The organism is Novosphingobium sp. 11B, from assembly GCF_054589055.1.
Map to the genome: position 1 here is coordinate 1 of NZ_BAAILP010000293.1, position 10,932 is coordinate 10,932.

The following is a 10,932-nucleotide window of genomic DNA, read 5'->3' on the forward strand; positions in this document are numbered from 1 at the left end:
GCCCGTGGCTTTTTCTGTCCCGGAGAAGGGATGGCTTAGACACCCAATTTCCTACTTCAGAACAGAACCTTACGCTACTCCCGCCAACCCTCCTGACCGCCCCGGTGAATAGGAGAGGCTAGGCCCTCGCTATTAGTTTTGGCAGACGGATCAGATTGTACGCCGCACCGGTCAGCGTGAAGTTCCATTTTACGCGGTCTTGCCCTCGATGCCGGGTCTTGCGCAGGTTTCTGGCTTCCCATCATTCCGGATCACACATGCATCGGACCGTCTCATTTTGCAGCACGGCATGAAACTGAATCGACGCCGGTGACTTGAGGAGACGGGTTCATTTCTCGTTCAAGGTCTGCACATGGTACGCTTGCCGTTTTCCCAAGACCCTGAGTTCGGGCGCGAAGTCGCTGACATCCATTCCATCTTCGAGGCTAGTGGCACAAAACCTCAAAAACAGATGCGTGTGGCACTTGTAGGCAATTTCGTCCCTCGCAAATGCGGTATCGCCACGTTCACGACCGACGTATTTGAGAAGCTTTGCGAATTTCATCGGGAAATCGCGGTGGACGTTTATGCGCTGGATGATTCGGAAAGCCCTCTTGAATATACGGACGTAGCGGACACCATCGCGCGCAGCGATCCGCAGGATTATGCCCGCGTCGCCCGCCGGATCAACGAGTCCGGGGTAGACGCAGTTTGGCTTCAGCACGAGTACGGCATTTTCGGCGGGCGTGACGGCGAGATGGTCATTCAGTTCGTCGATCTGCTGGCCGCACCTTTGGTGCTTACCCTCCACACGGTGCTGGGAGAGCCTTCCGCGCGCCAGGGCCGCATCCTGCGCCATCTCGTGACCCGCGCCTCGCGTATCATGGTGATGTCGCGTCACTCGCGCGACTTGCTTGAGAGTGAATACGGTGCACCGCCAGGCATTCTGGAAGTTATCGACCACGGCGCGCCAGACCGGCCATTCGGCCGCCAGGAAGAATTCAAGTCGATGCTGGGCTTGTCAGGCCGCAAGGTGCTCATGACATTCGGACTGCTTGGCCCCGGCAAGGGGCTGGAACACGCGATCCGCTCCCTCCCCGCGATAGTGGCACGCCACCCCGAGGCGCTCTACCGCATCGTCGGCGCAACCCACCCGAACCTTGTTGCCGAGGAAGGCGAGGCCTATCGCGACAAGCTCATAGCCTTGGCCGAACATCTCGCTGTCGCCGATTACATCATTTGGGACAACCGCTTCCTCGACACGCCTGAATTACTCGACCAATTGGAAGCGTGTGACATTTACCTGACGCCCTATCCGGGGCTGGAGCAATCCACATCCGGAACTCTGAGCTACGCGGTGGCGCTGGGCAAGGCTGTCATCTCAACGCCCTATGTCCATGCGCGCGAACTGCTTGCGCAGGATGTCGGCCGGCTGATCCGCCCGCGCTCGAGCGAAGCCATTGCCGAAGCCGTCAATGCACTGCTCGACTCGCCGGAAGCGATGGCCGCCATGCAACGACGTGCCTACGGCCGCGGGCGCGCCACGATCTGGCCGCAGTTCGCCGAGGCCTCCGCGCGTTTGGTCGCTCGCGCGGTCGCGCCCCAGCGGGCGGCGCCGCCAGCCACCGCCATTCCGGGGCTCGCCGCAGTGCTGGCGATGAGCGACGCGACAGGCATGCTCCAGCATTCGATCGGCGTGGTTCCAGACCGCCGCCACGGCTACTGCCTCGACGACAATGCCCGCGCGCTCATGCTGATGAACGTGGCGCAGGGTCTGTCCGCAGCGGAGCGGATGAAGTGGACGCTCGCCTATGCCGCCTTCGTGCAATTCGCCTGGAACCCCGATCTCGGGCGTTTTCGAAACTTCATGCGGTTCGACCGCAGTTGGTGTGAGGATGAAGGCTCCGAGGACTCGAATGGGCGGGCGATCTGGACACTGGGCGAGACTTATGCGTGCGCACCCGATGACGGCGTCGCTGACTGGGCGCTTCATCTCTACGACGATGTGAACAAGAACATGGCGCCACTGGGATCACCCCGAGCAATCGCTTTTGCCATGCTTGGCGCCTGCGCCGTACTGCGCCGCGATCCGGAGCACCGCGCCTCCCGCGATGCTGCCGCGCGCGGCGGCGACATCCTGATGCGTCTTCTGGGCGAAGGGCGGCGGCCGGACTGGGCGTGGTTCGAAGCCGTGATCGGCTACGACAATCCGCGCCTGCCGCAGGCCCTGATCGAAGCCGGCGCATTGCTGGGGCAGGAACACTGGACCGACGCAGGACTGGAAACGCTGGAATGGATATGTGCCCAGCAGGTCTCGGCGAAGCGCCAGTTCCGGCCAATCGGCTCGGAGAGCTTCCATAAGGAGCACAATTACCTGCCTTTCGACCAGCAGCCGCTGGAAGCACAGGCGGCGATCGAGGCTGCGGGCTCGGCATGGCGCGTAACCGGCAACACATTCTGGCGCGAGCATGCGATGATGGCATGGCGGTGGTTCTTCGGCGACAATGACCGGGGTGCGATCCTTGCTGACATTGCGACGGGGCGTTGCCGGGATGGGGTAACTCCGCGCGGTGCCAACGCGAATTGCGGTGCGGAGTCGATACTGGCCTTTCAGTTGTCGCATTATGCGCTTATGGAGATTGTCCCTCTGTCCACCCCGCTCCCGCGGGAAGGAGGAATGCTTGAACCGGCCTGAGAATGTTTGGTCTGAGCCGCTTCGTATCTTCGAGACGCGTCTGCACGCCGATCCGGCGCGCGTAGTTATACGCCCCTTCCATCTCGGCTGGCAGGCAAAGAATGCGCCCGGAGGTCGGGCGCTGACGCTGGTGGATGACATCGCCGCACTCACCGAAGAGCGCGCCGCACTAGAGTACCAGCGTGTGCTGCGCGACTTCAAGGAACGCCACTGGCAGACCGAAAGGATTTTCGCCTGCCGCTTCGATGAAGTGGCAAGCAACCTTGGCCTCGATCCCTCCCTGTTCTCGGAAACCAAGCAGCGGCTGATCGGCTCGTATTTCTGCCATGAGTATACCTTCGCCGCAGCTGCGCTCATGAATCCGTCGATCGTCCCTTCCCCCGACCAGACAGGACTGCATGGCGGCTGCGTGCGCTTCATCATGAGCCTGCGCGCGGTGGGCGAAGGCCACATCAGCTCGATCGCCTTTCGCGAGGGTATCGCGGAATGCAGTGGCGATTTCCGGCTCTGGCCCCAGGCCGCCTTCGCGACATCGGTGGAACTTGACGAGGAAGACCAGTTCGATGCCGACTGTTCGGTGTCGGTCCACCGCCACACGGAATCGAGCCTGTCCAACACGGTGATCTTCCCGATAACCGAGCAGCAGCGCGGCGGCCTGGAGGATCTGCGCCTGGTGCGCTTCGATCATGGCGGCGGCGATTTCGAATGGGTCGGTACCTACACCGCCTATTCCGGCAGTTCGATCCGGTCGGAATTGCTGCGCACCCGTGATTTCCAGCGTTTCGATCTCGAACCGATCCGGGGGGAGGCGGGCCGCAACAAGGGCATGGCCCTGTTCCCTGAGAAGATCGACGGACAATTCGCCATGGTCGGGCGGCAGGACGGCAAGAACCTGTTCCTGCTCAAATCGGACACCATCGATACGTGGGACGACGAGGGCGTGTTGCTGATGGAGCCCAAGTACCCCTGGGAATTCATCCAGATCGGCAATTGCGGCAGCCCGATCCCGATCGATGAAGGCTGGCTGATGTTCACGCACGGAGTCGGCGCCATGCGCAAGTATGCCCTCGGCTGTGCGCTGCTCGATCGTAGCGACCCCAGTAAGGTGCTCGCTCGTACGCCCGAGCCGGTGCTCACGGCGGAAAATGCGGACCGTTCGGGTTACGTGCCCAATGTCATCTACACCTGCGGCGCGCTCAAGGTCGAGGATCGGTTGCTAATACCCTATGGAATATCCGACAGTACCGTGGGCTTTGCGACCTGTTCGATAGGATCCCTGCTTGCGATGATGGAGTAAACCGGGAAACAGGCGAGGACGTTGTTCGAAAAGGCGAACTTCAAGTAATCGGTGGGCCGATACAGCGCTAGTGCGAACCAACTGGGACGATTGGTAGCATCGCTTAATGGGGAATGTCGGCCATCCAATATTCAACCGAAATCGGCGGGTCGAAGATCCCAAATTCAGTCGTGCAGGTCGATGGGAGCGAGGACCTGCTGAATGGCAGGTTCTGGGAAAAACATCTGCGAGACAAAACGACTTGAACGGGCGCAAGCCGTTATCCTGCCGTCGACTCTTGTCGGCCGCTCAACGCCGAAATTTCGCTCACCAAATGCGGACCGGCAGCATTCAATCCCGCGCACGTAGAAGCGGCCGATTACGGAATTCCAGCTTACCGGCGCGGAACAGTTGCTCGGCGGCCTTTAGGCATGGCGTGTTGGCGCGAATGCGAAGCTAGATGCCGGCCAGTATGTTGTTTGAGAAGCGCCGATGCTGATGCGTTTGAGTGGAATTTGAGACGAAAGGTATGATCAGGTGCTATAGCGAAGACAGCGCCGCAGCCAGATCGTCCTTGCGAAACGGTTTGGTCAGCCGCGGACGTTCGGCATCGATACCTTCAAGGTCCGCATACCCAGATGCCAGCAAGACGGGTACTTCTGGACGTGTGGATTGCACATTCTGGGCCAGTTCGAGCCCGCTCATTCCCGGCATCAGGTGATCGGTGATGAGGACATCGATATGCTGTCCTGATGCCATGATCTGCAAGGCTTCCTCTGCTGAACTGACTTCAATGGTCTCGTAACCGAGGTCCGAGAGCATGTCGGCCGTGCTCATCCGGACCAACGCTTCGTCGTCAACGAGAAGGGCAGTGCCCAGTCGTGGGGCGTACGGGATAATCGGAGGCGGTATCGCGTGCTCTTCGGCCTTTTGTTCGCTGAGCGGGAGCCATAACCGCATGTTCGTGCCGAGCCCGAGATGACTCTCGATCGTGAGCGCGCCGCCTAACTGGGAAGCCAGTCCGTGCACCATGGATAATCCCAGTCCCGTACCCTTGCCGATACCCTTGGTGGAAAAGAACGGCTCGATGGCACGGGCTATCGTGGCTTCGTCCATGCCGGTGCCGGTATCGGCTACCGAAAGACAGACGTACCTGCCTGGCACCAGCCGTGACCGGTGCCCCGAACCCACGTTTGCCACCGAAGCCGAGATACGTAGCGTGCCTCCCTCCGGCATGGCATCGCGGGCATTCACGGCGAGGTTGAGGACCGCCATTTCCAGCTGGTTTGGATCCGCCTTGGCGGGCGGGATGTCAGCGGGACTCTCGACGACAACCTTGATCTGCGGCCCGGTCGTGCTTTCGATGAGTTCGCCCATGTCCGCGACCAGTTTCGCAATATCTACCGCTGTGGATTGCAGCGGCTGACGCCGCGCGAAAGCGAGCAGGCGCTGCACGAGAATCCTTGCGCGTTCCGCCGATTGTGCCGCGCCGGCAATAAGGCGCTTTTCGCGCTCCCCGCCCACGTCTCTTCGCTGCAATAGATCGAGTGCACCTACGATCGGGGTGAGAAGATTGTTGAAGTCATGAGCAACGCCGCCGGTAAGCTGGCCCATGGCTTCCATTTTCTGGCTCTGACGAAGCGCTTCATGTGCTTCCTCCCGCTCGGTGACAGCTTCGGCAACCCGGGCCTCCAGCGTGGCGTTGAGGTCGCGAAGCGCAATCTCGGCCTGCTTGCGCGCGGTGATGTCCAGCGCTGTCCCGGCGACGCGCAAGCAGCGCCCGCTTGCATCGAATAGACCCCGGCCCTTTGCTGCAACCCAGCGTTCGACGCCGTCCTCCTTGCCGATGGTGCGGTAATCGACATCGTACAATGCACGAAGATCGGGATCGGCAGCGGCAAGGTAAGCTGCGATGGTCGCGTCGCGGTCTTCCGGATGAAGCCCGCCGTAGAAATCGTTCATGCTCACCGGCACATCCGCGGATATCCCGAACATAGCCTTTGTCCTGGCCGGCCAGATCAAGCGGTCGCTGATGACATCGACATCCCAGAAGCCAATTTCTGCGTTCTCGACGGCCAGACGCAATCGCTCTTCGCTTTCCTTGAGACGCGCTTCGGCGCCGACACGCTCGACATGCGCCCAGCACCGTTCGACAGTCTCCTTGACGAGCGCGATTTCCGATGCGGTCCAGTGACGAGGTTCATTCTGATGGATCGCCATCATGGCCACCAGTGAGCCATTCTTGACGAGCGGACAGCACACGATTGCATTGATGCCGATCGCCTGAAACATCTCCCGGCCCTCACCGGCATCCAGTTCTTCCGCCACGTCACTTACGACGAGGGTATTTCCCTCACGCATGTCGGCGGCTGCGCGTGGACCGAACAGATCGAGGCTGTAGACGCCGGCGGAGCTTACGATGTCGCTTGCCGTGTAGTCGCTGCGAATCCAGAATCGATCAGCATCGGTGTCGACGTCCGCATAGGCGCATCGCGACGCCGCCAGCTTGCGCCCCAGCATCTCGGTCGCTGCTCGCATGGCGTCCGATGCGTCTCCTGCGCGGAACAGACGTTCCTCGATTTCTCCGAAGAACCGTAGTCGCGCTTCACTTTCGCGTAGCGTCGCTTCGGCTTCATGTTCACGCGTACGGTCGCGGAATATCTTGACGAATCCTGCCTCACCGCCTGCCAGAGGCATGGTGAGGCCGGATCCCCAGAACCGCGAGCCGTCCTTGCGGACGTGCCATCGCTCGTTGACAGCGCGCCCGTCATCAACGGCGCGCTCCATCTCCTTGGCAGGCTCGCCACTTCCCGTGTCTTCTGTCGGGAAGAACATAGCGCCCGAATGGCCAAGTGCCTCGTGCTCTGCGTAACCCAAGAGCCGAGTGGCGCCACTGTTCCAGCCCGTGATCGTACCTGCAAGATCAAGCGTCACGATGGCGAAGTCTTCCGCCCCTTCTACGATCTGGCGGTAGCGCGCCTCGCTCGTCCGCAACTCGAGTTCGGTCAGGGCGCGGGCGATGACGATTCCCGCGGTGCGCACGACGAAGCCGACGATCTCCAGATCTTTTTCGACCGGAGCGCAGGTTTCGCGGTGATAAAGGGCAAGCGTACCTAGGACGTTGCCCTGGGTGGATCGGATCGGGAATGACCAGCAGGCAAGCAGGCCGTGCGCCAGCGCCAATTCCCGGTACTCGGACCATAGCGGGTCCGTTGCGATGTCGATGACGAACACCGGTTCCTTGCGGTATGCGGCGCTCCCGCATGAGCCAACGGCGGGACCTATCGCGATACCGTCGATCGCTTCGTTATAGGCATCGGGCAAGTTGGGGGCAGCGCCGTGCCTCAGCCGCTGGCTTTCCTGGTCAATCAGAAGGATCGAGGCGATGACCCCCGACGAGGACAACTCTTCGACCTCGCGCACGAGAGCCTCAAGGGTCACCGCAAGCGGTGCTTGGGCGACCGCGAGTTCGAGCACCCGGTTCTGAGCATCCGCCAGTGCAGCAGCATCGCGAACTTCGTATTGCCGAGCCCGGGCTTTCAGCGACGAGCGGATTGCGCCAAGCATCGCTTCGGCATGCAAGGGTCGCTCGAGCAGGACGACGTTGCCAAGCTCCGCCAGGCGCGCCGTTGCGGCGACTGTGCGCGGCGAGCGCGAACCGTTGGCAAGCACGACGAAGGGAACGTCCGACCATTTCGGTTGCCCGGCCACCCAGGTTGCCAGTTGGGACGGAATTGGTGCTGCAAGAGCTTCTTCGGTGAGAAGAACAGTCCCAGCCCCTTCCAGCAGCCGCTCGATAAGGTCCTGCTGGTCGGAGCAGATGTGCGATGGAATCGCGTTACGGGCAAGGAGGTCGGCAGCGATGGCCGCATCACGCCCGCGCGGCGCCAGGATCAAAACACGGAGGTTCATCCTAGCCGTTCGGCAACTCGCCATCCGGTTGAGCAGCCATCAGATTTCTTCCTTCACCTAAAAACGTGGGCACGCCGGTCAGAACGCCCTGGAATTGACGGAGCGGCTCACCCAATTGCAAGCCGTCCTCACTGATCTGAAACTCCCGGATCGTTCTTTCGTGCCGTGCCGTTCGCGTCTTGATCACAGATATGGCCTGACGAACTTCTCCGTGTGCCTCGAAATACCGAAGTTGAACCACGGTGTCCGACAGGTAGCTGAGATCGACATCCGAACGGACGTCTCCCGTCACGCCATGAAGGCCAAGGATGAGGAGGCTCGCCACACCTTTCTGACCGAGGTAGGTCAACATCTCGTGCATCTGCAGAACGAGGAATTGCTCGTTTGGCATCGATTGGAGATAGGCGTTGAGGCTGTCGATCACGACAATGCGGGCGCCGTGGCTTTCCACGGCGCTGCGAACCGAGGCTGCGAATTCGCCAGGCGACATCTCCGCCGGATCGATGGCGCGCATCAGCAGTTGCCCGCTTGTCAGATAGGGCTGCAAATCCATGCCAAGCGCCTTGCTGCGGACCATCAGCGTGGGCATGCGTTCGTCAAACAAGAAGTAAGCCGCGTTCTCGCCGCGCTCGAGAGCCGCGACCATGCATTGGACCGAAGTGGTCGTCTTGCCGACCCCGGCCGGTCCCGTCAGCAGAGTGGCCGTCCCGGGTACGAGCCCGCCGCCCAGCAAGGCGTCCAGTTCGGGTGAGCCGGTCGTGATCGCCGCAGCGTTGTCGGCAGTGTCGTGCTCCGATGCGACGAGACGCGGGTAAACTCGCAGTCCGCCGCGCTCGATCTCGAAATCGTGATAGCCGCCCCGGAAGGCCAGACCGCGCATCTTCACGACATGAAGGCGTCGGCGCTGCGCGCCGAAGCTGGCGAGCGTCTGATCGAGCGAGATGACGCCGTGGGCAATGCTGTGGAGTTGAAGGTCGCTCCCCGAGGCACCTTTGTCATCCAGAAACAGGACGGTACATTCCCGGGTCGAGAAGAAATGTTTCAGCGCCAGGATCTGGCGCCGGTATCGGATGGGGCTTTGGGCGAGCAGCCTCAGTTCCGAAAGGCTGTCCAGCACCACGCGTGCAGGCCGCAACTCGTCGACCTTGGCCATAATGCTGCGAACCGTTTCCCCCAGTTCGACTTCACTCGGATGCAGAAGGGTCTGCTCCTGATCTTCGCTGAACCCATCGGCGGGAACCATCTCGAACAGGTGCAGACTGTCGAGAGACCAGCCGTGGGATGCGCCAACCGCCCGAAGCTCCACCTCGGTCTCGGCTAGCGTTATGTAAAGGCAGGATGCCCCCGCGGCCGCACCACTCAGCAAAAATCCGAGACCAAGCGTCGTCTTGCCCGTGCCCGGTGTTCCCTCGATCAGGTACATACGATCCAGGGTAAGGCCACCGTTCAGAATATCGTCGAGCCCGACTATGCCGGTAGAGGCCGTCCTGAGTGTCGGATCGTTGGCAGGCAATGGCGTTTCCTCGTTTGGATTAAGAGTCTGTTGGCAAAGGCAGACCGGAAGGGTGATCCGCTGCCTACCGGCATGACGAACAAGGACAAACAACCTGAACGCCCCAAAGCACAAAGTGTATCGGGTCGGCTATAATCAACCGTGCTCGACCACCTTGCTGCGTTCCCGACGTCCTGTCCTAGCATGCGTAGAAACGTCCAAGTTCATTCTCGTTCCCGCTGCCAACCGCGATTGCGCATGGTTCACACTCCGTACCGTCAGGAGCAAGTCTTGTCCGAAGCGCAGATCGATCAAAATTTCCAGAACCGGGATAGGGTCACTTACACCCGCAAGGTGGGGCTCAGGCTTCGCTTACACTAAGATGGGCCCTGCCCATCGGAGCCGGCCCAACGCAGACACTCGGCTTTCATTTCGAAACTCCAAAGTGCCGACCGTCAGCTATATCTCGCGGCTGTCGCTCGGAGTTGTGCAATAGCGCCATCGGCAGGAACCGCTCCCTGTGACGGCAGCGAAGCTTGGTTCTCTAGCGTATGATCCGCAACATTCTCTCTGTCCCGATTTCGCACCCGATTTGTCTCGCCAAGGGAGGCATGAGATGCGGACGGTTCGCAATGCTCGGGGAGCGAACCCTATGTTGCAGGCGACGACGAGCAGCGAGTGCTGTCGATCCAGTCTTTGGCGCTCTCCAAGCGCGTCATTGCCCCTGTAACGAAGCGGATCACAGCTGGGCAAGTATCGTCGCCCCGCATCGGATCGCACTACGCCTCGCCCTCAAATCGCCATAGCCATCTGCGGCGTTGCCCTTAACCGCCCCACGTCGCGGACAGGCGGGGCGCCGAAGAGGCGACGGTATTCGCGGCTGAACTGGGAGGGGCTGTCATAGCCAACGCGGAAGCCCGCCTCTGCCGCATCAAGGCGGTCGGCCAACATCAGCGCCCGCGCTTCCTGCAACCGCAACTGCTTTTGATATTGCAGCGGAGTCATGGCGGTGGCCCGGCGAAAATGATCATGGAAGCTCGACAGGCTCATGCCGGCAAGGGCGGCAAGGTGTGGTCCGCTGAATGGTTCGCGGAAATGGGTCTTGAGCCAGGCGATCGATTTGGCCAGCTGGCTGGTGCGGCTTTCGCCGCTAGCTATCGCGCGCAGGATGCCCGCGCCCGGCCCGGTCATCAGCCGCACCAGCAATTCCCGCTCGATGAGCGGCGCGAGCAGCGGCGCGTTCGCCGGATCGCCGAGCAGCGCCGTCAGCCGCGCCGCCGCGTCAATCAGTTCAGGTGTCATCGGGTGCAGCGTCATCCCGCCCCTCTCCTCCGTGCCCGCCGGCAGAGGCGGCAGGGTTAACGCGATCTCCGACAACAGGGCGGGGTCGAGATAGAGGCAGAAGCAGAGATAAGGCGCGTCCGCGCTCGCCTGCGTCACAGCGCCTGTGATGGGCAGATCGAGTGAGGCGACGAGATAGCTGGCAGGGCCATAGTCGATCACCGCATCGCCCAGCAGCACGCGCTTGCTGCCCTGCGCGATGATGCACAGCGCCGGACGCTGGACCATATGCACCGG

At 61.4% G+C, this 10,932-nt stretch carries 5 protein-coding genes; 2 read left to right on the forward strand and 3 right to left on the reverse strand.

Annotation, left to right across the window (positions count from 1 at the left end; all coding sequences use genetic code 11):
• Positions 1–352: 352 nt before the first annotated feature.
• Both ACYPYD_RS25470 and ACYPYD_RS25475 read left to right on the forward strand, forming a co-directional pair.
• Positions 353–2,674: a glycosyltransferase gene (locus tag ACYPYD_RS25470; RefSeq protein WP_459666331.1), complete on the forward strand. Its 2,322-nt coding sequence runs from the start codon at positions 353–355 to the stop codon at positions 2,672–2,674.
• Positions 2,661–3,971: a glycoside hydrolase family 130 protein gene (locus ACYPYD_RS25475; protein WP_459666345.1), complete on the forward strand. Its 1,311-nt coding sequence runs from the start codon at positions 2,661–2,663 to the stop codon at positions 3,969–3,971. Before ACYPYD_RS25470 ends, ACYPYD_RS25475 begins: the two co-directional genes overlap by 14 nt.
• 519 nt (positions 3,972–4,490) lie before the next feature.
• On the opposite strand, the gene ACYPYD_RS25480 is transcribed toward ACYPYD_RS25475, so the two are convergent.
• The 3 genes from ACYPYD_RS25480 to ACYPYD_RS25490 form a co-directional block, all read right to left on the reverse strand.
• On the reverse strand, positions 4,491–7,862 hold the full coding sequence (locus ACYPYD_RS25480; RefSeq protein WP_459666333.1) for a PAS domain S-box protein: 3,372 nt from the start codon (positions 7,860–7,862) through the stop codon (positions 4,491–4,493).
• Position 7,863: 1 nt separating this feature from the next.
• A complete protein-coding gene (locus tag ACYPYD_RS25485; RefSeq protein WP_459666337.1) occupies positions 7,864–9,375 on the reverse strand; it encodes an ATPase domain-containing protein in 1,512 nt (503 codons plus the stop codon).
• 771 nt (positions 9,376–10,146) lie between these two features.
• Positions 10,147–10,932, reverse strand: a 786-nt coding sequence (locus tag ACYPYD_RS25490) for an AraC family transcriptional regulator (RefSeq protein ID WP_459666342.1), incomplete at its 5' end; no start/stop codon positions are given.

Coding starts and splice junctions, on each gene's coding strand:
- ACYPYD_RS25470 (WP_459666331.1), top strand. CDS start 353: ATGGTACGCTTGCCGTTTTCCCAAGACCCTGAGTTCGGGCGCGAAGTC.
- ACYPYD_RS25480 (WP_459666333.1), bottom strand. CDS start 7,862: ATGAACCTCCGTGTTTTGATCCTGGCGCCGCGCGGGCGTGATGCGGCC.